Source organism: Cupriavidus sp. 207A1 (assembly GCF_057798955.1).
Window position 1 is genome coordinate 21,382 of record NZ_JBYOJO010000014.1, and the last position, 19,991, is coordinate 41,372.

Sequence of the window (19,991 nt, forward strand, 5' to 3'; positions counted from 1 at the left end):
TGGCATGGCCACGCGTCCCCGGATCCGCTCCTTTCCGTATGAACGATGCCGCACACGAGCTGGCTGGCCTGCCCGAGCCGCTGACCCACGAAAGCCCGGCCGACGACGACTACCACCGCCGTTTCGGCGGCGTGGCGCGGCTGTACGGCGCCGCCGGGCTGGCGCGGCTGGAGTCGGCCAACGTGTGCGTGGTCGGCATCGGCGGGGTCGGCAGCTGGGCGGCCGAGGCGCTGGCACGCAACGCGGTGGGCCGCATCGCGCTGATCGACCTGGACCATATCGCGCTGTCCAACACCAACCGGCAGATCCATGCGCTGGGCGACGCCTACGGGCGTGCCAAGGTCGAGGCCATGGCCGAGCGCATCGTCGCCATCAACCCGCGTTGCCGCGTGACCCAGGTCGACGACTTTGTTACCGCCGACAACGTGCCGGACCTGCTCGGCGCCGGCTATGACTATGTGATCGACGCCATCGACGCGGTGCGGGTCAAGACCGCCATGCTGGGCTGGGCACGGCGTCAGGGCGTGCCGGTGATCACCTGCGGCGGCGCCGGCGGCCAGCTCGACCCCACGCGCGTGCGCATCGACGACCTCGCGCGCACGATCCAGGACCCGCTGCTGTCCAAGGTGCGCGCCGGCCTGCGCAAGCAGTGGGGCTTTACCCGCGACCCGAAAAAGAAGTTCGGCATCGCCGCAGTCTACTCCGACGAGCCGCTGCAATATCCGGAGCCCGAGCAGCAGGCCTGCGAGATCGACGAGGCGCCGCCGCTGGAGGTGCAGCCGGGCCAGCCCGCCGCGCGCGGGCCGCAAGGGCTGGCCTGCGCCGGCTTCGGCTCGTCGGTGGCGGTGACGGCGGTGTTCGGCTTTGTCGCGGCGTCGGCGGCGATCAGCGCGATCGCGCGCGGCTGAGGACTTGCGCCGCCGCGCCGTTCAGGCGCTCAGCGCGCGCAGCAGCGCGTCGATGTCGGCCTGCTCCGGTGCCCGGTTGTCGAAAAAGATCAGTTCCGGATAGTCGGCGGGCGCCGGCATGAAGCGCCGGGTCCGGTACGCGTCCCAGTGCGCCAGCTTGTAGGCGTCGTTGGGGTTGCCGCGCCGGATGATGCGCGCGTGGGCCTCGTCCTCGGGCAGGTGGACCCAGACCGTGCGCACCGTGGTGCCGGCGGGTACGTGCAGCCAGTCCGGGTCGTTCAGCAGGTGGGCGCGGACCTCGCGCGAAAGCGGCCCGATCACGATCGCGCTGATGCCCAGCGCCAGGTTCTCGCGCGCGGTGTCGAGCAGGCCCTGGTATTCGGGGTCGCGCAGGTGCTCCAGGTAGGCCGGGCTGTCGCGGTCGTTGGGATCGCCGGTGATGGCGGCCATGGCCGCGGCGCTGTAGCGGCCGTACAGCGTGTCCTTGTCGAGCAGGCAGAACGGCTCGCCGGTGGCCTGCATCAGCGGGCCGATCAGGCGGTGGGCCAGGGAGGTCTTGCCGGTGCCGGCATGGCCGCAGAAGAAGATCAGTCGTGGCATGAGCGTAAGACGGTAGGGTGACGGACCGGCCGCATTGCCCACAGCATACCCGCTCGCTTGCGCCAGATCAGGCCCGGGTCGCGCCGATTCGGTATCCTTGCCGTTTTTCTCCACGCTTGCCGCCCCTCCCCATGGACGCCAAAGACCAGCTTTCCTCCGCCGGCCTGCCGGACCACCTGCACCTGGGCGAACCGGTCACCGACGCCACCCACGCCGAGTTCGTGCAGCTGCTGGCGGCGGTCGCCAGCGCCGACGACGACGCCTTCCTGGCGGCGATGGACGCATGGATCGACCATACGCGCCATCATTTCGCCCAGGAGGAACAGTGGATGGAGGCCATGGGGTTCGGCCCGCGCCATTGCCACGCGGGCGAGCACCAGCAGGTGCTGGCGGTGGCGATCGCGGTGCGCGACAAGGTGCACAGCGAGGCGGAGTTCCAGCTTGGCCGCCGGCTGGTGGCCGAACTGTCAGGCTGGTTCGACCATCACGTCAAGTCGATGGACGCGATGATGGTCGAGCATATGCGCGAAAACGGCTTCACGCTGATCGAAGGTCCCGCCACGGCGGCGTGATCGCCGCGGGCCCGGCGCTCAGGCCTGGCGCGCCGCATCGCGGTCGATCACCACGAAGTATTTGCGCACCGGGTCCAGCACCTGGAACACACCGCTAAAGCCGCCCGGGATCACGCAGGCATCGCCGGGGCCGAATTCGCTGGCCTGGCCGCTGTCGTCGCTGATGCGGATGCGGCCGCTGATGACGTGGAAGAATTCTTCCTTTCCCGCCGGGAAGGCGATGCGCCACGCGCCCGGCTCGCACGCCCAGATTCCGCAATCGAAATCGCCATGCTGCGCGCTGTAGTGCGTCCAGGTGGTGCGGTCCGGATTGCCCGCCACCAGCCGGTCGGGGCGCGGCCGGTCGTGGCTGGGGGCGGGTGCGGTCTTGAAGTCGATCAGGCGGGGCGCGGTCATGTCAGCGGGGTGAATCGCGGAGGCGGCGGAACTGAGAATGCGCCAGTTTACCGCGCCGGGCCCGCGTCACCGTCAGTTCAGCGACGTGCTCAGCTGGCGGCGCCAGCGTGACACCACCTCGGGCCGGTCGGCCAGCATCTCGAATACCGACAGCATGGTGCGGCGGCCGATATCGTCGTCGAAGCCGCGGTCGGCGCGCACGATCGCCAGCAGCTGTTCCAGCGCCGGCTCGTATTGCTGCTGCGCGATCATCAGCCGAGCCAGGTCCAGGCGCGCGGCGAGGTCGCGCGGATCGGCTTCGATGCGCCCGGCCAGGGTGGCCGCATCGGGCAGCCCGGCGGCGTTCTCCATCGCATCGATGCGCGTGCGCAGCGCGCCATAGCCATCTTCCTGTTCCGCCCGTGGCGACAGCGCCGCGAACTCGGCCCGGGCCCGGTCGACGGCGTTGCCGTCCAGCAGGAAGCCGATATAGGCGAGGCGCGGGGCATCGGATTCCGGATCGGCTGCGATCGCATCGGCGAACAAGGTCTCGGCGCCGTCGCGGTTGCCGGCGGCCGCGAGTGCCAGCGCGTCGGCCAGCGGCGACCTGGCCTGGCCCGGCGCCAGCCGGCTCAGGAACTCGCGCAGGCCCGATTCCGGCAGCACGCCGGTGAACTGGTCCACCGCCTGGCCGTCGTCGATCGCCACCACATGGGGAATGCTGCGCACGCCGAAGTGCGCGGCCAGCTCCTGGTTCTCGTCGACATTGACCTTGACCAGCTTCCACTGGCCGTTCGCTTCGGCTTCCAGGCGCTCCAGCATCGGGCCCAGCGTGCGGCAGGGGCCGCACCACGGCGCCCAGAAATCGACCAGCACCGGCATCTGGCGCGAGGCGTCGATCACTTCGGTTTCGAAATTCTGCAGGGTGACGTCGCTCATGGGGAATCCTGGTCGGGAGAGAAAGGGGAATCGATACCCCTTATTGTGAGGGCGAAGGCGCCGATTGCAACGCCCGCGGCCGCCCTCGCACGCGCCGTGCGGGAAGTCACCGGTTGAAAATAGAACGATCGTTCGGTTATAGTCCTTGACCATACGACAGACCCGGTCCGCGAGACCGCACAGGAGACCCTTCATGCCGAACCCCGACCGCCCGCATTTCCAGTTCTGGCCAAAGCGCCTGCCGCCCGCCATCGTGCTGCCGGAAACATCGCTGTGGGCCAACCTGGAGGTCTCGGCGCTGCGCTATGCCGACAAGGCCGCGATCCGCTATTTCGGCAACGCCATCAGCTTCCGTGAGCTGCAAGACCAGGCCACCGCGCTGGCCGGCTGGCTGCAGCAGAAGGCGGGTGTGAAGAAGGGCGACCGGGTGCTGCTGTACATGCAGAACTGTCCGCAGTTCATCGTCAGCTACTACGCCATCCTGCGCGCCGACGCGGTGGTGGTGCCGGTCAACCCGATGAACCGCGCCGAGGAATTCAAGCACTACGTCACCGACGCCCAGGCGCGCGTGGCGATCTTCACCGCCGACCTCGCCGCCGGCGTCGAGCAGGCGCAGGCCGAGCTGGAGCCGGCGCAGCGCCTGCAGCACCTGCTGGTCACTCAATACGCCGACGCGCTGCCGCCGGCCCACGAACATCCGGAAGACGCGCCGCCGGCCTGGCTGACCACGCCGCATCCGTTGCCCGCCGGCGCCACCACGTGGGCCGACGCGCTCGGCGCGGGGCTGCAGCCGGGGCCGCATACCGCCGGCCCGGACGACATGGCGGTGATGCCGTACACCTCGGGCACCACCGGCTTCCCCAAGGGCTGCATCCACACCCACCGCTCGGTGATGCACAACATCGTCGGCGGCGCGACCTGGTCGGGCTCGGGCGCGGAGTCGGTGGTGCTGTCGGTGCTGCCGCTGTTCCACGTCACCGGCATGCAGTACGGCATGAACGGCCCGATCTACAGCGGCGCCACCGTGGTGATGCTGCCGCGCTGGGACCGCGAAGTGGCGGGGCGCCTGATCTCGCGCTACCAGGTCACGCACTGGACCAATATCCCGACCATGGTGATCGACTTCCTGGCCAGCCCCAACCTGGCCGAATTCGACCTGTCGAGCCTGCGCTATATCGGCGGCGGCGGCGCGGCCATGCCGCAGGCGGTGGCCGAGCGCCTGCGCGAGCAGTTCGGGCTGAATTACCTGGAGGGCTATGGCCTGTCCGAGACCATGGCGCCGACCCACAGCAACCCGTCGGACCGGCCCAAGCTGCAGTGCCTGGGCGTGCCGACCTTCAACACCGACGCGCGCGTGATCGACCCGGTCACGCTCAAGGAGCTGCCGCCCAACGAGATCGGCGAGATCATCGTCAGCGGCCCGCAGGTGTTCAAGGGCTACTGGGGCAAGGAGGATGCCACCCGCGAGGCCTTCATCGAGTTCGACGGCAAGACCTTCTTCCGCACCGGCGACCTGGGCCGCATGGACGAAGAGGGCTACTACTTCATCACTGACCGGCTCAAGCGCATGATCAATGCGTCGGGCTTCAAGGTGTGGCCGGCCGAGGTCGAGAACCTGCTGTACAAGCACCCGGACGTGCAGGAAGCCTGCATCATCGGCACCCGCGACCCATACCGCGGCGAGACCGTCAAGGCGGTGGTGGTGCTGCGCGCCCATGCCAGGGGCAAGACCACGCCCGAGCAGATCATCGACTGGGCCAAGGACAACATGGCCGCCTACAAGTACCCGCGCGTGGTGGAATTCGTCGAGGCGCTGCCGAAGTCGGGCACCGGCAAGGTGATGTGGCGGCAACTGCAGGAAAGCGAGAACGCACGGGCCGGCGCCTAGGCCAAGAGGCAGAAGGGGGTTCTCCCTCTCCCCTCATGGGGAGAGGGAGTACACAATCGCTGAGCGTGGTGGCGGGTGCGCAGCCTCAATGGCCGCGCACCCGCATCAGCATCTTCACCATGGTCTTGTAGCCGCGCTGGCGCGCATGGCGCGTTGGCGTCACGCCTTCGCGGTCGGCCAGGTTGGCGTCGGCGCCCGCGTCCAGCAGCAGCTGCACCGTATCCTCGTAGCGCGCGCTGCCGTCCCCCAGGATCACCGCCTCCAGCAGCGCGGTCCAGCCCAGGTCGTTGACGTGGTCGACGGCGATGCCGGCCTTGAGCAGCAGCTTCACAACTTCCACGTGGCCCTGCTGGCTGGCCACGATCAGCGCGGTGCCATGGTAGCGGTCGGTGCTGGCGAGGTCGGCGCCGTGCGCCAGCGCCAGCCGCACCATGTCGGCCTGGCCGCTGGCGGCCGCCAGCAGGAACGGGCTGTTGGCATCGGCATCCTTCAGGTTGACGTCGGCGCCGGCCAGCATCAGCGTGCGCGCGACCTCGGTGTGGCGGTTCTGCACGGCCGCCAGCAGCGCGCTGTGGCCACGTTCGTCGGCGGCGCGGGCCGAGGCGCCGGCGGCCAGCAGGCGCGCCACCAAGGCCTGGTCGCCGGCGCTGGCGGCGGTGATCAGGTTGCGGTCGAGCGTGCCGATGGCGTCGCGACGTGGCGGTGCCTGCGTGGCGGGGGCGCGCGGCGGGCGCGCCGCGTGCGGGTTGGCGGTGCCGCCGGCGGGACGCGCCGCCAGGGTCTGGCCGCCCTGCGCCGCCAGCAGGCCGCCGCCCATCAGCAAGCCCACCAGCCCCAGCAACTCATTGAGTGCCTGTCTGCGGGTGCGGGCGGCGGGGCGCGTCATGGCGGCAGCTCCTGGGCTCAGACGGTTTCGTGAGGGCTGGTCGGCAGCGTGGCGTGGTCCGGCACCTGGCCGCCGGCAGGTTCGGCGGCATCGGCGGCATCGCCCGCTTGCAACTGGCGCCAGAGCCGCCCGAGGTAGGGATCGTCGACGCCGTTGGTGGCCAGTCCCAGCAGGGTCTGTTGCAGGTACTCGCGTGCCGGCCCGTAGAGGCCGGTGGCGTGGCGCAGCCGCTCCACCACGCTGGTGTCCGGCAGCCGGCCGGCGTAGGCCTCGTGGGAGCGGTTCATGACGAAGGCCAGCGCGCGCTGCTCCGGCGCGCCGGCGGCGCCAACGCGGATGCGCAGCCAGCGCGGATGGTAGGCGCCGGTCAGCATCTCGCGGCGCCACAGCACGCGGAACTCCTGCTCGACCACATGGCTGGGCACGCGGAAGGCCATGCCGTGGCAGCAGCCGCCGCGGTCGAGGCCCAGCACCAGCCCGGGATTGTCCCAGGTGCCGCGGTTGATACGGGAATAGAGGTAGAAGCCGCGGTGGTAGCCGTGCACCGTGGCGCGCTGGCGCTCGGTGTGCACCACCATCGGGTTCCAGATCAGCGAGCCGTAGCCGAACACCCAGACATCGCCGCCCAGCGCGGGATCGTCGGGGCGGCGCGCCAGCGTATCGGCCAGCGACTGTTCCAGCGCGGCCTCGGGCAACAGCGAGGACGCAACCGGGGTGCTGCACAGCGAGGTGCGCAGCCGGTCGGATTCGAGGTCCTGTCGCGTGATGCCCATGCTGCAAGCATAAATCAAAGCGGCGTCCCGGGCGGGTCGCGGAAATGCCACAAGTGGCACTTTTACTCGGAATTGTCCGAGTCAGCGGTCGCGGTGTGGGCGCCAGACAACGGTCGCGGCCGCGTGTCGCCGTTGCCACGTGCGATGGCGGTGCGGCGGCGCGCCTTGTCGGTGGTCAGGCCGGCGCGAAATGCGGCGCAATGGCGCGCCGCTGGCGCCGCCGAGTCCTTACAATGGGGCCTCAATCCAACCCAGGGGGAACCTGCGATGGCACGTACGCTTACGGTGGTGTTCGGCAGCGGCAAGGAATATGACTTCACGATCGGCACGGACGAGCTGGCCGCGGTCACCGAGGATGCCGCCTGGCGCTGGTTCGACCGGGAATACACCGAGCTGGACTGCCAGGCCTCCAGCCCGGTGGGCAAGGTGCTGGTGATCGACAAGATCCTGAATGTCGCCAAGTTCTCTGGAGAAGCGCGCTTCTCCGGCGATGCTGCCTGGGCGCAGGACTATGCGCGCCATGCGGCGCGGCTGCTGGACCGGGACAAGGTCCGCGTCGATGTCGGCAACGCCGCCATCGGTTTCTGAGAGCGTCCGGGCTGAATGCTTCGGCCGGGACGCCGCTCCTGCTGACGCGGGAGCGGCGGCGCCGGCCTGAATCGCTAGCTTTAAACCGCCAGCAGTTCCACTTCAAACAGCAGCGTCGCGTTCGGCGGAATCACGCCGCCGGCGCCGCGCGCGCCATAGCCCAGGTCGGCCGGGATCACCAGGCGGCGCACGCCGCCGACCTTCATGCCTTGCACGCCCTCGTCCCAGCCGCGGATCACATGGCCGGCACCGAGCGGGAACACGAACGGGTCGTTGCGGTCCTTGCTCGAATCGAACTTGCGGCCGGCCTGGCCGTTCTCGTACAGCCAGCCGGTGTAGTGCACGGTGACGTGCTTGCCGGCGGTGGCTTCGGCGCCGGAGCCGACGGTGGTGTCTTCGTATTGCAGGCCAGAGGGCGTGGTTTGCATGGCGTGGTTTCCTTGCGATGGAAAAGACGTGGACAGGGAAGATGAGCGCAGCGCCGCTGCGCTCAGGCTTGGGCGCGCTGGAGCACTTCCAGCGTCAGTTGTACGTTGCGGTCGTCGTCGGCCACCCAGATATCGCCGTCCTGGATCGTCACCGACAGGCGCATGGCGCGCTGCGCCAGCGCGGCCAGCGCGTCGACGGCCTCCGCCGGGACATTGTAGATGGTCACATTGCGCAGCTTGCCGGCCTTGCCCGCCATGCCCTTCCACCATTCGCGCGCACTCGCGGCATTGTAGGTGTAGACGGTCACGCGCTCGGCGCGCGCCGCGGCGCGTTTCAGGCGGGCTTCGTCGGGCTGGCCCAGTTCGACCCAATGGGCGATGTCGCCGGTCAGGCGCTTGTCCCACAGGTCGGGCTCGTCGGGTTCGTCGAGGCCGCGGGTAAAGGCCAGGGTTTCGCTGGCTTCGCAGGCAAAGGCCAGCAGGCGCACCATCATGCGCGCGTCGTTCTCGGACGGGTGCTGGGCGATGGTCAGGCTGTGGCTGCCGTAGTAGGGCCGGTCCATGTCCGACACGGACAGTTCGGCCTTGAAGATGGTGGATTTGAGCGCCATGAGGTGAGGTAAGCGGCAGGCGCCCCGGGCTGGGGTGCGTACGACGCAAAAGGCCGCATCATACGCGATTCAACCCCGTCGATTCAAAGCCCGCGCCTCAGCGCTTGCGGTATTCCTTCAGGTAGAAGCGCAGCAGCGCCGACACCAGCAGGGTGCCGAGGAAGGCCGCCGCCACCAGCAGTGCCTGGCCCGGCGGGGTGTCGAGCTGGCCGGCCAGGCCGAGGCGAAACAGCCAGGTGCCGACCATCATCGCCAGGAACGGCATCAGCAGCGCGCCGCGCCCGTAGGTGCGTACTGCCCACAGCGGGAAGCGGCGCAGGAAGTCGCCCGGAATGCTGCAGGCCAGGCAGGCCCCGGCAGCCGCCAGCGCGGCGGCCACGATGTCGCCGGAATGAATCTCGAACATGGTCTCTGTCTCGCGTCGCCGCACACGCGGACGGGCGTGGCAGGGATTTTGCAAAGCGCTGATTCTACAAGAGAAATTTGTGGCGCAGGTGACGAGTAGGGTAAGCGCGGAGTCAGCGCGGAAGGCTTGCGGCAGGCGATGCCTCGACCGCCACTTGCAGCGTAACGATGTCGCCGACCTCAGGGAGAAACCGGGTCATGCCAAAGGCACTGCGCGGCACTTCGGCGCGGAAGTCGCCCCCGCAGACTTGGCGGCGCACGCCGAACAGCGTGACCTCGCCGCAGCGGAAACGCTCGGCCGTGAGGCGCACGGGCCGGGTCACGCCGTGCAGCGTCAGCTCGCCCTCCACGGCGACAAGGCGGCCGGCTTCCGTCAGGAACCGGTCAGCACGCAGCCGCGCCACCGGATGCTCGGCAATATCGAAGAACTGTGGCGAGCGCAGCACGCCATCCAGCGTACGGTTGCCGGTATCGACCGAGCCCAGGTCCACGGTCACGTCGATTGCGCCGGCGCCGCTGTCCGCGTCATAGAGCAGGCGCCCGTCGAGCTTGCCGAAGCGCCCGCGCACCGAGCTGCGCTCGAAATGGCTGGCGGAGAAATAGACGGTGGTATGGGCCGGATCCAGGGTGTACTCGACCGGCGCCGCGTGGGCGGCGGTGATGCCGATGGCGGCCATGAGCACCAGCGCGCGCAGGCCCATGGGCGTCAGTGGACAAAGACCGGCAGCAGGAAGATCCCCACCACGGTCAGGTAGCCGATGGTCCAGCACAGCGTGCGCAGGGTGGCGCGGTCGGTGATGTAGCACAGGGTGTAGAGCAGGCGCACCGCGATGAAGGCCATCGCCAGTTCGTCGATGCGGGCCTGCGGCGCCTGCAGCAAGGTGGCGCTCAGCACCGCCGCGGCAAAGAAGGGGAAGGCTTCGAAATGGTTGCGGTGCGCCAGGTCGGCGCGGCGCGCGCGGCCGGATTGCCGTTCCAGCCAGCCGCGCGGGTCATGGTTGTCGTAGCCCGGCGCGCTGGCCTTGGCGATGGCCACCGTCGCCAGCGGCAGCACGCCGGCCAGCAGCACGCACCAGAAAGCGATCGGCATAGTCGTCCTTTCGGTTGCTGTGCCGGCGCTGGCCGCCTGGGGCGGCGCGCCGGCTGGTCCGCGCGTTCAGGCGGCGACCACGCGGATCTCGATGCCCGCCAGGCCCACCACCTGCCCGGCGCGGATCTTGGCAGTCTTGCGCGATTCGGGCGCGCCGTCCACCGAGACTTCGCCGGCCGCGACCAGCGCCTTGCCGGCGCCGCCGCTGTCGCACACGCCCGCCAGCTTGAGCAGGTCATTGAGCGCGATGAACTCGCCCTCGAGCGGGAAGGTGATGGTCTGCACGGCTGCCTTGCCAGGTCTGCCCATTACTTGCCCCAGCTGTCTTTGAGGCCGACGATGCGGTTGAACACCGGCTTGCCCGGCGTCGAATCGCTGCGGTCGGCGACAAAGTAGCCATGGCGCTCGAACTGGAAGCGGTCTTCCGGCTGCGCCTCGCGCAGGCCCGGCTCCAGATAGGCGGTGATCACCTGCTTGGAATCCGGGTTGAGCGCATCGAGGAAGTTCTTGCCGCCGGCATCCGGGTTGGGATCGCTGAACAGGCGGTCGTACAGGCGCACCTCGGCTTCATACGCATGCGCCGCGCTGACCCAGTGGATCACGCCCTTGACCTTGACGCTGTCGGCGCCCGGCGTGCCGCTCTTGGTGTCGGGCAGATAGTTGGCGTGCACCGCCACGACGTTGCCGTCGGCGTCCTTGTCCACGCCGGTGCACTCGATCACATAGCCGTACTTCAGGCGCACCTTGTTGCCGGGGAACAGGCGGAAGTAGCCCTTGGGCGGCGCCTCGTTGAAGTCCTCGCGCTCGATCCACAGCTCGCGCGACAGCGGGAACACCCGCTTGCCCAGTTCCGGCTTCTTGGGGTGGACCGGCGCCGAGCATTCCTCGCTCTGGCCTTCGGGGTAGTTGTCGATGATCAGCCTGAGCGGGTCCAGCACGGCCACGCCACGGGCGGCACGGCCGTCGAGGTCGTCGCGCACCGAGCCTTCGAGCGTGCTCATGTCGATCCAGCTGTCGGCCTTGGCCACGCCGACGCGGTCGCAGAACAGCTGGATCGATTCCGGGGTGTAGCCGCGGCGGCGCACGCCCACCAGCGTGGGCATGCGCGGATCGTCCCAGCCATCGACGCGCTTTTCGTCGACCAGCTGCTTGAGCTTGCGCTTGCTGGTGATGGCGTAGGTCAGGTTCAGCCGTGCGAACTCATACTGGTGCGGCAGCGGGTCGCGGAACACGCCGCTGTCGCGCAGGTGCTCCAGCACCCAGTCGTACAGCGGGCGGTTGTTCTCGAACTCCAGCGTGCACAGCGAGTGGGTGATGTTCTCCAGCGCGTCCGAGATGCAGTGCGTGAAGTCGTACATCGGGTAGATGCACCACTTGTCGCCGGTGCGGTGGTGATGCGCGTGGCGGATGCGGTAGAGCACCGGGTCGCGCATGACGATATTGGGCGCGGCCATGTCGATCTTGGCGCGCAGCACGTGCTCGCCGTCGCCGTACTTGCCGGCGCGCATGTCGCGGAACAGCTGCAGGTTTTCCTCGACGCTGCGGTCGCGGAAGGGCGAGGCCTTGCCCGGCGCGGAGAAATTGCCGCGGCTGGCGGCGATCTGCTCGGCCGACTGGCTGTCGACGTAGGCGGCGCCGCGCTCGATCAGCGTCTCGGCAAAGGCGTAGAGCTGGTCGAAGTAGTCGCTGGCGTAGTACAGGTGCGGCTGCGCGGCGCCGTCCTTGCCGGTGCTGTCCCAGGAGAAGCCGAGCCAGTGCACGGCGTCGATGATGGAGTCGACGTATTCGGTGTCTTCCTTGACCGGGTTGGTGTCGTCGAAGCGCAGGTGGCAGCGGCCGCCGTAGTCGCGCGCCAGCCCGAAGTTCAGGCAGATGCTCTTGGCGTGGCCGATATGCAGGTAGCCGTTGGGCTCCGGCGGGAAGCGGGTGATGACGGCCGGCAGCGGCTCGCCCTGCTGGTCCTGGCGCCCGGCGTAGGTGCCGGCGGCGAGGTCCTGGTCGATGATGCTGCGCAGGAAGTTGGAGGCGGCTGGGGTGCTGTCGGTAGGCTTGTTGTCGTGGCTCATGATGGCGCCGGTTGGCCGGCCGCAAGCGCCTGCAAGGCGTGGGGCCGGGTCGTCGGATTGCGTGGCGGAATGCCAATAGCGGGATTTTACCGTGCCGGCGGCGCCGCACGCCTTGAGCACCGGCTCATTTGTGGTCTTGTCCGTTGCCGCGCGCCGGCCGCCGCACCGCAAAGTGATGTGTCGGAGTAGCATGGAGCGTGACCCATCGCATCAGGAACGCCCATGAATGCCCCCACCGTTGCGGCACAAGTGCCGCCCATGCCCCACGATGTCGTTGCCGCGCTATGGCGCGATGCCGGCCTGCCCGCCGGGGCGCTGGCCCACCTGCGCCTGGATGGCGCCGAGCCGGTGCTGCCTTCGAGCTTTGCCGTGGGCACCGCGGCGCAGGCCAGCCTGGCCGCGTCGGCGCTGGCCGCCGCCACGCTGTGGCAAGGGCGCAGCGGCCGCTGGCAGCAGGTCAGCGTCGACATGCGCCACGCCATCACCGAGTTCCGCAGCGAGCGCTACCTGCGCGTCGATGGCGGCCCGGCACCGGAGCTGTGGGACCGGATCGCCGGCATCTACCGTTGCGGCGACGGCCGCTGGGTCCGCCTGCACACCAATTTCCCGCATCACCGCGACGGCGTGCTGCGCCTGCTCGGATGCGCCTATGACAAGGACGCGGTACAGGCGGCGCTGGAAAAATGGGAAGCCGAGGCGTTCGAAACGGCTGCGTCCGACGCCGGCCTGGTCGTGGCTGCGCTGCGCAGCTTCGACGCATGGGACCGCCATCCGCAAGCCGCGGCGCTGCGCGGCCTGCCGCCGGTAACACTGGAGCGGATCGGCGACGCCCCGCCGCAGCCGCTGCCGGCGCCGCTGTCCGCGGACGCGCAGCCACTGTCGGGCGTGCGCGTGCTCGACTTCACCCGCATCATCGCCGGCCCGGTGGCGGGCCGCACGCTGGCCGCGCATGGCGCCGACGTGCTGCTGGTGACCGCGCCGCACCTGCCGTCGATCGCACCGCTGGTGATCGACACCGGCCGCGGCAAGCGCAGCTGCCAGCTGGACCTGCGCGATGCCGACGACAAGCGCACGCTGCACAAGCTGCTGCACGGCGCCGACGTGCTGGTGCAAGGCTACCGGCCCGGCGGCCTGGCCGAACTGGGCGCCGGCCCGGAGGCCGCCGCGCGCGCCCGTCCGGGCATCATCTATGTGTCGCTGAGCGCGTATGGCCACGTCGGGCCGTGGGCGCACAAGCGCGGCTTCGATTCGCTGGTGCAGACCGCCACCGGCTTCAACCACGCCGAGGCGGAAGCCGCGGGCAGTGACACGCCGCGGCCGTTGCCAGCCCAGGTGCTGGACCACGCCGCGGGCTACCTGCTGGCGTTCGGCGCCATGGCCGCGCTGCACCGGCGCGCGGTGGAGGGCGGCAGCTGGCATGTGCGCGTGTCGCTGGCGCAGGTGGGGCAGTGGCTGCGCGGGCTGGGGCGCGTGACGGACGGGCTCAAGGCGCCAGAGCAGAAGATCGACGACGTGGCCGACCTGCTCGAAGCGGTGCCGTCCGGCTTCGGCATGCTGACGGTGGTGCGCCACGCCGCGCAGCTGTCCGGGACGCCGGCGCGCTGGACGCTGCCGTCCGAGCCGCTCGGCACGCATGCGCCGGAGTGGCTGCCGCGCTAGTAGAGCGTGGTGCGCTGCCGCTCGGGCAGCTCGCGATCATAGGCGGCGCCGTCGATGGCGTTGCCGCTCAGCGTGGCCAGGATCTCGCCGTTGCTCGGCAGGGTCTGGCGCGCGACCTGCGACTGCGCGGCCCACAGGCGCGAGCGGATCAGCGCGCGGGCGCACTGGAAGAACACCGCCTGCACCGTGATCACCAGCACCGTGGTCGGCGCCTTGCCGTCGACCACGCAGCGCGCGATCAGCGCCGGATCGACGCTGATCTGCGCGGTGCCGTTGACGCGGATGGTCTCGTTGATGCCGGGAATCACGAACAGCAGGCCCACGCGCGGATCGGCAACGATATTGCGCAGGCTGTCGATGCGGTTGTTGCCGCGCCGGTCCGGCAGCAGCAGCGTGCGCTCGTCCAGCACCTGGACGAAGCCGGGCGCGTCGCCGCGCGGCGAGCATTCGGCCCAGTCCTGGCCCACCGTCGACAGCAGGCAGAACGGCGCCGCCTCGATAAAGGCCTGGTAGTGCGGGTGCAGGTAATCGACTTGCTTGGACAGCGAGGGCGCCGCCGGTTGCGCGTAGAGCGCTTCCAGTTCGGCCAGCGTGGTGATGGCGTGCGGGGTCATGGCAGGCTGGGCAGTGGGGCTGGGAGGCGAAAGCGTCAATGTAGCGCACAATTCTCGCGCTGCCGCTTGCAGCAAGCTCCCCTCGCCCGCTTGCGGGAGAGGGGCGGGGGAGAGGGCCGGCGGGTCAAAGGCTGACGCCCGTGGGTGAAAACCAAAGGCTTCGCTCCGTTTGGTACCTTGCTAGCCCACCGCTCACCCCGGTCCCTCTCCCCATGAGGGGAGAGGGAGAACACCTTGCTTGGGCGAGTTCGGGCGGCGTTGGCGCACCCAAAACCGCGCTTTTTTTTTGCCTTAGAACCCCACCGCCTGCCCGTCGCGCCGGCTGTCGCTGGCGGCGACGTAGCCGTGCTCGGCGTCGTCCGACATTCGCCAGATGAACTGGCCCGAGCCGAAGTCCATGTACGGATCGTCCACCGACTTGAGCTGGTGGCCGCGCGCCTTCAGGCCCTCGACCGTGGCCGGGTCCATGGTGCCTTCCACGTCCAGCGTGAAGTCGCGGTTGACCTTCCAGCGCGGCGCGCAGCAGGCCGCCTGCGGCTGCTGGTTGTAGTCGAGCATGCGCACCACGGTCTGCACGTGGCCCTGCGGCTGCATGTCGCCGCCCATCACGCCGAAGCTCATCACCGGCTGGCCGTTCTTGGTCAGGAAGGCCGGGATGATGGTGTGGAACGGACGCTTGCCGCCCGCGACCACGTTGGCGGACCTGGGATCCATCGAGAAGCCGACGCCGCGGTTCTGCAGGCTGATGCCGGTGCCCGGCACCACCACGCCCGAGCCGAAGCCCATGTAGTTCGACTGGATGAACGAGATCATCATGCCGTTCTCGTCCGCCGCGGTCAGGTAGATGGTGCCGCCGACCTTGGGCATGCCGAAGTTGAAATGCGTGGCGCGCCGCATGTCGATCAGTTTGGCGCGCGACTTCAGGTAGGCGTCGTCCAGCATCTGTTCGGGCGTGACTTCCATGCTGCGCGGATCGGCCACGTACTGATACAGGTCGGCGAAGGCCAGCTTCATGGCTTCGATCTGCAGGTGCTGCGAATCGACCGAATCCACCGGGATCGAGGCCAGGTCGAACTGGTCGAGGATGCCCAGCGCGATCAGCGCGGCGATGCCCTGGCCATTGGGCGGGATCTCGTGCAGTTCATAGCCGCGGTAGGACTTGCTGATCGGCTTGACCCAGTCGGGCTGGTAGTTGCGCAGGTCGTCGAGCGTCATCGCGCCGCCGCACTGCTTGCTGAAGGCGGCGATCTTCTCGGCGATCGCGCCTTCGTAGTAGGCGCGGCCGCGGGTCGCGCCGATCTGGCGCAGGGTCTCGGCGGCGTCCTTCATGGTGAACTTCTCGCCCACCGCCGGGGCGCGGCCGTTGGGCATGAAGGTCTCGGCGTAGCCGGGCTGGTCCTTCAGCTCAGGCACCGCGGCGGCCCACTTGTGCGCCACCACCGGCGGCACGGCGTAGCCGCGCTCTGCGATCTCGATCGCGGGTTCCATCAGATCCGCGAACGGCAGCTTGCCGAAACGCTCGTGCAGCGCGGCCCAGCCGGCGACCACGCCGGGGACGGTGACCGAGTCCCAGCCGCGGATCGGGCGGTTGGCGAGGCCGTTGGCGTCGGTGCCGTATTTGGCCTTGAAGTATTCCGGGCTCCATGCCGCCGGCGCCACGCCCGACGAGTTCAGGCCATGCAGCGACTTGCCATCCCACAGGATGGCAAAGGCGTCGCTGCCCAGGCCGCACGACACCGGCTCGACGATAGTGATGGCGGCGGCCGCGGCGATGGCGGCATCGACGGCATTGCCGCCCTTGAGCAGCATGCGCAGGCCGGCCTGCGCGGCCAGCGGGTGCGAGGTCGAGACCACGTTGCGCGCAAACAGCGGAATGCGCACGGACGGGTAGGGGTTGGTCCAGTTGAAGTTCTGCATGGGTATGTCCTTTGTGCTCGGTGCGCGCGGGGGCGCTCGGTGGCGTATTTATTCTGCCGTGATCTTGCGATCCCTGATCAGCTTGCCCCAGCGCGCGCTGTCCTGCTTCACCATGGCGGCGAACTGGGCGGGCGTGCCGCCGACCGGTTCGGCGCCCAGCTTGGCCAGCCGTTCCTTCACCTCGGGCGACTGGATGGCCTTGTTGAACTCGGCATTGAGGCGGTTGACGATATCGGCCGGCATGCCCTTGGGGCCATAGATGCCGAACCAGGTATCGGAGACGAAGCCTGGCAGGCCCGATTCGCTGACGGTGGGGATTTCCGGCGCCAGCGGCGAGCGTTTGGCGCTGGTCACCGCCAGCGCCTTGAGCTTGCCGTCCTTCACATGCGGCAGGCCCGAGACGATGCTGTCGAACAGCACCTGCACCTTGCCCGAGATCAGGTCAGGCACGGCCAGCGCGGTGCCGCGGTAGGGGATGTGGGTGATGAACACGCCCGCCTGCGTCTTGAACGCCTCGGTGGTCAGGTGCACCACGGTGCCATTGCCGCTCGAGGCGTAGTTCAGCTCGCCGGGATGCTTCTTGGCGTAGTCGACCAGCTCGCGCACGTTCTTTACCGGCAGGCTGTTGGGCACCACCAGCACGTTGGTGGCGATCGCGACCTGGCCCACCGGCGTGAAGTCGGTCTCGGTCTGGTACGGCAGCCGGGGATTGATATGCGGACCGATCGCATGCGTGCTGGTGGTGGCGATCAGCAGCGTATAGCCATCGGGCGCGGCCTTGGCGGCCATGTCGGAGCCGATCGCGCCGCCCGCGCCGGGACGGTTGTCGACCACGATCTGCTGGCCCATGTTGCTGCCCACCTTCTGCGCGATGGCGCGGGCCAGCAGATCGGTCGCGCCGCTGGCGGGGAAAGGCACGAGCAGCCGGATCGGCTTGCTCGGGTAGCTGTCGGCCAGTGCGGGGGTGGCGGCCAGGCACAGGCCGATGCCGAGGCCGGTGCCGAGGCGGCGCAGCCAGGATGTCATGGGTGTCTCCGAGAATCAGGCGCAGGGCGGATTGATGATCGGCCTTCATTATTCCGTGCCGCCGGTCACAAAGAAAGCTAATATTTCTTTCCGATGTCGCAAGAATTTTTTAAGTATCGAACGCCATGGCGACACCGGCGTTCCTTGCCTGGTGTGCAGCATGAGCACTGTCCGTTTCCTCCGAACCTTCGTCGCCGTGGCCGAGCACGGCTCGTTCGCCGCCGCCGCGGCGCAGGTGGCCCTGACCCAGGCCGCAGTCAGCCTGCAGATGCGTGCGCTGGAGACCGAGCTGCGCCGCGAGCTGTTCGACCGCAACGGCCGCGTGGCGGTGCTTAATGCGGATGGCCGCGCGCTGCTGCCGCAAGCGCGCAAGCTGCTGGCGCTGTATGACGAGATGCGGCTGCCGCTGGCGTCGGCCGAAGCCATGGCGGGCGCGGTCGCGGTGGGCGCGGTGGTGTCGGTGATGGGCGGCCTGTCGCACGCGGTGGCGCGCATGAAGCGCACCTATCCGGCCCTCGATGTGAGACTGGTCGGCGCCAAGTCGATCGAGCTGGCGGCGCAGGTGGAAGCCGGGGAACTCGACGCCGCCATCCTGGTGGAAGGCGCGGCACGCGTGCCGGGCACGCTGCGCTGGACGCCGCTGTACCAGGAGCCGCTGGTGGCCATCGCCGCGCGCGGCAGCCCGGGCCGCGACGCGCGCGAGGCGCTGGCGGCCAACCCCTACCTGCGCTTCGACCGCAGCCAGCGCACCGGCGTGCTGGTGGAGCGCGCGCTGCGCCGCGCCCACCTGAAGGTCAATGAGTTCCTGGAGCTGAACGCGATCGAGGCGCTGGTCGAACTGGTGCGGCAGGAGGTGGGGGTGACGGTGGTGCCGCTGCTGCGGCGCGCGCGCTGGCGCGACGACGACGCCTTGCGCGTGCTGCCGCTGCTGGTCAACGGCGCGCCGGTGATGCGCCAGATCGGCATGCTGGAGCGGCGCGACCACGGCCGCGGGCAGGTCACGGCGGCGGTGCGGGCGGCCTGCAGCGAACTGTTCGGGGCCTAGCGGCCACTGGCGACGGACGGTGGACGAAAAAAAGGGCACCTTGCGGTGCCCTTCAGCTTTGTTGCCGCCGGCGCCAGGCCGGCGATGTTCCCTGCTTATTCTTCCTGGAACGCTTCTTCGCGCTTGGCCTTGATCGACGGCAGCGCCACGATCACGACCAGCACCGCGGCGGCGATCAGCAGGCCCAGCGACAGCGGGCGCGTCACGAACACGCTGAAGTCACCACGCGACAGCAGCAGCGAGCGGCGGAAGTTCTCTTCCATCATCGGCCCCAGCACGAAGCCGAGCAGCAGCGGAGCGGGTTCGCAGCGCAGCTTGATGAACAGGTAGCCGATCACGCCGAAGGCAGCGGTCTGGAACACGTCGAAGGTAGTGTTCTGGACCGAGTACACGCCGATGCAGCAGAAGGTCAGGATGGCCGGGTACAGGTAGCGGTAGGGCACCTTCAGCAGCTTCACCCAGATGCCGATCAGCGGCAGGTTCAGCACGATCAGCATCAGGTTGCCGATCCACATCGAGGCGATCAGGCCCCAGAACAGCGCCGGGTTGCTGGTCATCACCTGCGGGCCGGGCTGGATGTTGTGGATGGTCATCGCCCCAACCATCAGCGCCATCACCGCGTTGGGCGGAATGCCCAGCGTCAGCAGCGGGATGAACGAGGTCTGCGAAGCCGCGTTGTTGGCCGATTCGGGACCCGCCACGCCTTCGATCGCGCCCTTGCCGAATTCCTGCGGATACTTGGAGGTCTTCTTCTCCAGCGAGTATGCCGCGAACGAGGCCAGCGAGGCGCCGCCGCCCGGCAGGATGCCCAGCGCCGAGCCCAGCGCCGTGCCGCGCAGCACGGCCGGGATCATGCGCTTGAAGTCGTCCTTGGTCGGGAACAGGTTGGTGATGTGGTCGGTGAAGGTCTCGCGGTGTTCCTTCTGCTCCAGGTTGGCGATGATCTCAGCAAAGCCGAAGATACCCATTGCCACCGAGACGAAGTTCAGGCCGTCGGTCAGTTCCGGCACGTCGAACGAGAAGCGCGCGGCGCCCGAGTTGACGTCGGTACCGACCAGGCCCAGCAGCAGGCCCAGCACGATCATGGCGATGGCCTTGACCAGCGAACCCGAGGCCAGCACCACGGCGCCGATCAGGCCCAGCACCATCAGCGAGAAGTACTCGGCCGGGCCGAACTTGAACGCCAGTTCCGACAGTGGCGCGGCAAACGCGGCCAGGATCATGGTGGCGACGCAGCCGGCGAAGAACGAGCCCAGGCCCGCGGTCGCCAGCGCCACCCCCGCTCGCCCTCGCCTGGCCATCTGGTAGCCATCGATGGTGGTCACCACCGACGACGATTCACCGGGCAGGTTCACCAGGATGGCGGTGGTCGAACCGCCGTACTGGGCGCCGTAGTAGATGCCGGCCAGCATGATCAGCGCGGCCACCGGCGGCAGCGTGTAGGTCACCGGCAGCAGCATGGCGATGGTGGCCAGCGGCCCCAGGCCCGGCAGCACGCCGATCAGGGTGCCCAGCACGCAGCCCAGGAAGGCGTACGCGAGGTTCTGGAAGGTCAGGGCGGTGGAGAAGCCCAGACCCAGGTTGGTGAGTAGTTCCATGTT

At 69.0% G+C, this 19,991-nt stretch carries 22 protein-coding genes; 6 read left to right on the forward strand and 16 right to left on the reverse strand.

Annotation, left to right across the window (positions count from 1 at the left end):
- Positions 1-38 precede the first annotated feature (38 nt).
- Positions 39-908: a tRNA cyclic N6-threonylcarbamoyladenosine(37) synthase TcdA gene (gene tcdA, locus AC3FMM_RS23505; RefSeq protein ID WP_115710392.1), complete on the forward strand. Its 870-nt coding sequence runs from the start codon at positions 39-41 to the stop codon at positions 906-908.
- Between the two features lie 21 nt (positions 909-929).
- Here tcdA and AC3FMM_RS23510 read toward each other — a convergent pair whose 3' ends face one another.
- On the reverse strand, positions 930-1,508 hold the full coding sequence (locus AC3FMM_RS23510; RefSeq protein WP_326346640.1) for a P-loop nucleotide/nucleoside kinase family protein: 579 nt from the start codon (positions 1,506-1,508) through the stop codon (positions 930-932).
- Positions 1,509-1,639: 131 nt separating this feature from the next.
- On the opposite strand from AC3FMM_RS23510, the gene AC3FMM_RS23515 reads away from it, so the two are divergent.
- Positions 1,640-2,080: a bacteriohemerythrin gene (locus AC3FMM_RS23515; protein ID WP_488687561.1), complete on the forward strand. Its 441-nt coding sequence runs from the start codon at positions 1,640-1,642 to the stop codon at positions 2,078-2,080.
- A gap of 18 nt (positions 2,081-2,098) precedes the next feature.
- On the opposite strand, the gene AC3FMM_RS23520 is transcribed toward AC3FMM_RS23515, so the two are convergent.
- Both AC3FMM_RS23520 and trxA read right to left on the reverse strand, forming a co-directional pair.
- The gene (locus tag AC3FMM_RS23520) at positions 2,099-2,476 is read right to left on the reverse strand and encodes a cupin domain-containing protein (RefSeq protein ID WP_414247689.1); all 378 of its coding nucleotides are present in this window, start codon (positions 2,474-2,476) and stop codon (positions 2,099-2,101) included.
- 72 nt (positions 2,477-2,548) lie between these two features.
- Positions 2,549-3,394 carry a thioredoxin gene (gene trxA, locus AC3FMM_RS23525; protein WP_326346642.1) on the reverse strand — a complete coding sequence of 282 codons (846 nt, stop codon included), beginning with the start codon at positions 3,392-3,394 and terminating at the stop codon, positions 2,549-2,551.
- A 193-nt stretch (positions 3,395-3,587) separates the two neighbouring features.
- On the opposite strand from trxA, the gene AC3FMM_RS23530 reads away from it, so the two are divergent.
- Positions 3,588-5,282: a long-chain fatty acid--CoA ligase gene (locus AC3FMM_RS23530; RefSeq protein WP_414247690.1), complete on the forward strand. Its 1,695-nt coding sequence runs from the start codon at positions 3,588-3,590 to the stop codon at positions 5,280-5,282.
- Between the two features lie 85 nt (positions 5,283-5,367).
- Here the strand turns inward: AC3FMM_RS23530 and AC3FMM_RS23535 are convergent, their stop codons facing one another.
- Together AC3FMM_RS23535 and AC3FMM_RS23540 are read right to left on the reverse strand one after the other, a co-directional pair.
- Entirely contained in the window at positions 5,368-6,168 is an 801-nt protein-coding gene (locus AC3FMM_RS23535; RefSeq protein WP_488687562.1) for an ankyrin repeat domain-containing protein, read from the reverse strand.
- 17 nt (positions 6,169-6,185) lie between these two features.
- On the reverse strand, positions 6,186-6,941 hold the full coding sequence (locus tag AC3FMM_RS23540) for a gamma-glutamylcyclotransferase (protein WP_115710379.1): 756 nt from the start codon (positions 6,939-6,941) through the stop codon (positions 6,186-6,188).
- A 267-nt stretch (positions 6,942-7,208) separates the two neighbouring features.
- On the opposite strand from AC3FMM_RS23540, the gene AC3FMM_RS23545 reads away from it, so the two are divergent.
- The gene (locus AC3FMM_RS23545; RefSeq protein ID WP_062801360.1) at positions 7,209-7,529 is read left to right on the forward strand and encodes a hypothetical protein; all 321 of its coding nucleotides are present in this window, start codon (positions 7,209-7,211) and stop codon (positions 7,527-7,529) included.
- 80 nt (positions 7,530-7,609) lie between these two features.
- Here AC3FMM_RS23545 and AC3FMM_RS23550 read toward each other — a convergent pair whose 3' ends face one another.
- The 7 genes from AC3FMM_RS23550 to AC3FMM_RS23580 all read right to left on the reverse strand — a co-directional run bounded on the left by AC3FMM_RS23550 (position 7,610) and on the right by AC3FMM_RS23580 (position 12,129).
- Positions 7,610-7,957 (reverse strand): FKBP-type peptidyl-prolyl cis-trans isomerase, encoded by a 348-nt coding sequence (locus tag AC3FMM_RS23550; protein WP_018008195.1) that lies wholly within the window; start codon positions 7,955-7,957, stop codon positions 7,610-7,612.
- 62 nt (positions 7,958-8,019) lie between these two features.
- A complete protein-coding gene (locus AC3FMM_RS23555) occupies positions 8,020-8,568 on the reverse strand; it encodes a YaeQ family protein (protein WP_115710377.1) in 549 nt (182 codons plus the stop codon).
- A 97-nt stretch (positions 8,569-8,665) separates the two neighbouring features.
- Positions 8,666-8,974 (reverse strand): hypothetical protein, encoded by a 309-nt coding sequence (locus tag AC3FMM_RS23560; protein WP_115680790.1) that lies wholly within the window; start codon positions 8,972-8,974, stop codon positions 8,666-8,668.
- Positions 8,975-9,086: 112 nt separating this feature from the next.
- Positions 9,087-9,674, reverse strand: coding sequence for a YceI family protein (locus AC3FMM_RS23565; RefSeq protein ID WP_115710375.1), 588 nt, complete (start codon positions 9,672-9,674; stop codon positions 9,087-9,089).
- Between the two features lie 5 nt (positions 9,675-9,679).
- Positions 9,680-10,063, reverse strand: coding sequence for an MAPEG family protein (locus AC3FMM_RS23570; protein ID WP_115680788.1), 384 nt, complete (start codon positions 10,061-10,063; stop codon positions 9,680-9,682).
- A 66-nt stretch (positions 10,064-10,129) separates the two neighbouring features.
- Positions 10,130-10,372: an RNA-binding S4 domain-containing protein gene (locus tag AC3FMM_RS23575; RefSeq protein ID WP_115680787.1), complete on the reverse strand. Its 243-nt coding sequence runs from the start codon at positions 10,370-10,372 to the stop codon at positions 10,130-10,132.
- Positions 10,372-12,129 (reverse strand): glutamine--tRNA ligase/YqeY domain fusion protein, encoded by a 1,758-nt coding sequence (locus AC3FMM_RS23580; protein ID WP_488687563.1) that lies wholly within the window; start codon positions 12,127-12,129, stop codon positions 10,372-10,374. Before AC3FMM_RS23580 ends, AC3FMM_RS23575 begins: the two co-directional genes overlap by 1 nt.
- A 222-nt stretch (positions 12,130-12,351) precedes the next feature.
- Between AC3FMM_RS23580 and AC3FMM_RS23585 the strand changes: the two genes are divergently transcribed.
- Positions 12,352-13,788, forward strand: a complete 1,437-nt coding sequence (locus tag AC3FMM_RS23585) for a CoA transferase (RefSeq protein WP_473704030.1) — start codon at positions 12,352-12,354, stop codon at positions 13,786-13,788.
- Here the strand turns inward: AC3FMM_RS23585 and AC3FMM_RS23590 are convergent.
- The 3 genes from AC3FMM_RS23590 to AC3FMM_RS23600 form a co-directional block, all read right to left on the reverse strand.
- A complete protein-coding gene (locus tag AC3FMM_RS23590) occupies positions 13,785-14,402 on the reverse strand; it encodes a pyridoxamine 5'-phosphate oxidase family protein (protein WP_115710368.1) in 618 nt (205 codons plus the stop codon). The genes AC3FMM_RS23585 and AC3FMM_RS23590 overlap by 4 nt on opposite strands.
- Positions 14,403-14,693: 291 nt before the next feature.
- Positions 14,694-16,319, reverse strand: coding sequence for a gamma-glutamyltransferase (gene ggt, locus AC3FMM_RS23595; RefSeq protein ID WP_115710364.1), 1,626 nt, complete (start codon positions 16,317-16,319; stop codon positions 14,694-14,696).
- Between the two features lie 48 nt (positions 16,320-16,367).
- Positions 16,368-17,345 carry a Bug family tripartite tricarboxylate transporter substrate binding protein gene (locus tag AC3FMM_RS23600; RefSeq protein WP_115680782.1) on the reverse strand — a complete coding sequence of 326 codons (978 nt, stop codon included), beginning with the start codon at positions 17,343-17,345 and terminating at the stop codon, positions 16,368-16,370.
- Between the two features lie 160 nt (positions 17,346-17,505).
- Between AC3FMM_RS23600 and AC3FMM_RS23605 the strand changes: the two genes are divergently transcribed.
- On the forward strand, positions 17,506-18,390 hold the full coding sequence (locus tag AC3FMM_RS23605) for a LysR substrate-binding domain-containing protein (protein WP_115710362.1): 885 nt from the start codon (positions 17,506-17,508) through the stop codon (positions 18,388-18,390).
- Between the two features lie 95 nt (positions 18,391-18,485).
- Here AC3FMM_RS23605 and AC3FMM_RS23610 read toward each other — a convergent pair whose 3' ends face one another.
- The gene (locus AC3FMM_RS23610) at positions 18,486-19,988 is read right to left on the reverse strand and encodes a tripartite tricarboxylate transporter permease (protein ID WP_115680780.1); all 1,503 of its coding nucleotides are present in this window, start codon (positions 19,986-19,988) and stop codon (positions 18,486-18,488) included.
- Positions 19,989-19,991 lie beyond the last annotated feature (3 nt).

Coding starts and splice junctions, on each gene's coding strand:
- AC3FMM_RS23550 (WP_018008195.1), bottom strand. CDS start 7,957: ATGCAAACCACGCCCTCTGGCCTGCAATACGAAGACACCACCGTCGGC.
- AC3FMM_RS23565 (WP_115710375.1), bottom strand. CDS start 9,674: ATGGGCCTGCGCGCGCTGGTGCTCATGGCCGCCATCGGCATCACCGCC.
- tcdA (WP_115710392.1), top strand. CDS start 39: ATGAACGATGCCGCACACGAGCTGGCTGGCCTGCCCGAGCCGCTGACC.
- AC3FMM_RS23560 (WP_115680790.1), bottom strand. CDS start 8,974: ATGTTCGAGATTCATTCCGGCGACATCGTGGCCGCCGCGCTGGCGGCT.
- AC3FMM_RS23575 (WP_115680787.1), bottom strand. CDS start 10,372: ATGGGCAGACCTGGCAAGGCAGCCGTGCAGACCATCACCTTCCCGCTC.
- AC3FMM_RS23610 (WP_115680780.1), bottom strand. CDS start 19,988: ATGGAACTACTCACCAACCTGGGTCTGGGCTTCTCCACCGCCCTGACC.
- AC3FMM_RS23510 (WP_326346640.1), bottom strand. CDS start 1,508: ATGCCACGACTGATCTTCTTCTGCGGCCATGCCGGCACCGGCAAGACC.
- AC3FMM_RS23585 (WP_473704030.1), top strand. CDS start 12,352: ATGAATGCCCCCACCGTTGCGGCACAAGTGCCGCCCATGCCCCACGAT.
- AC3FMM_RS23600 (WP_115680782.1), bottom strand. CDS start 17,345: ATGACATCCTGGCTGCGCCGCCTCGGCACCGGCCTCGGCATCGGCCTG.
- AC3FMM_RS23535 (WP_488687562.1), bottom strand. CDS start 6,168: ATGACGCGCCCCGCCGCCCGCACCCGCAGACAGGCACTCAATGAGTTG.
- trxA (WP_326346642.1), bottom strand. CDS start 3,394: ATGAGCGACGTCACCCTGCAGAATTTCGAAACCGAAGTGATCGACGCC.
- AC3FMM_RS23590 (WP_115710368.1), bottom strand. CDS start 14,402: ATGACCCCGCACGCCATCACCACGCTGGCCGAACTGGAAGCGCTCTAC.
- AC3FMM_RS23515 (WP_488687561.1), top strand. CDS start 1,640: ATGGACGCCAAAGACCAGCTTTCCTCCGCCGGCCTGCCGGACCACCTG.
- AC3FMM_RS23605 (WP_115710362.1), top strand. CDS start 17,506: ATGAGCACTGTCCGTTTCCTCCGAACCTTCGTCGCCGTGGCCGAGCAC.
- AC3FMM_RS23580 (WP_488687563.1), bottom strand. CDS start 12,129: ATGAGCCACGACAACAAGCCTACCGACAGCACCCCAGCCGCCTCCAAC.
- AC3FMM_RS23545 (WP_062801360.1), top strand. CDS start 7,209: ATGGCACGTACGCTTACGGTGGTGTTCGGCAGCGGCAAGGAATATGAC.
- AC3FMM_RS23555 (WP_115710377.1), bottom strand. CDS start 8,568: ATGGCGCTCAAATCCACCATCTTCAAGGCCGAACTGTCCGTGTCGGAC.
- AC3FMM_RS23570 (WP_115680788.1), bottom strand. CDS start 10,063: ATGCCGATCGCTTTCTGGTGCGTGCTGCTGGCCGGCGTGCTGCCGCTG.
- AC3FMM_RS23530 (WP_414247690.1), top strand. CDS start 3,588: ATGCCGAACCCCGACCGCCCGCATTTCCAGTTCTGGCCAAAGCGCCTG.
- AC3FMM_RS23520 (WP_414247689.1), bottom strand. CDS start 2,476: ATGACCGCGCCCCGCCTGATCGACTTCAAGACCGCACCCGCCCCCAGC.
- AC3FMM_RS23540 (WP_115710379.1), bottom strand. CDS start 6,941: ATGGGCATCACGCGACAGGACCTCGAATCCGACCGGCTGCGCACCTCG.
- ggt (WP_115710364.1), bottom strand. CDS start 16,319: ATGCAGAACTTCAACTGGACCAACCCCTACCCGTCCGTGCGCATTCCG.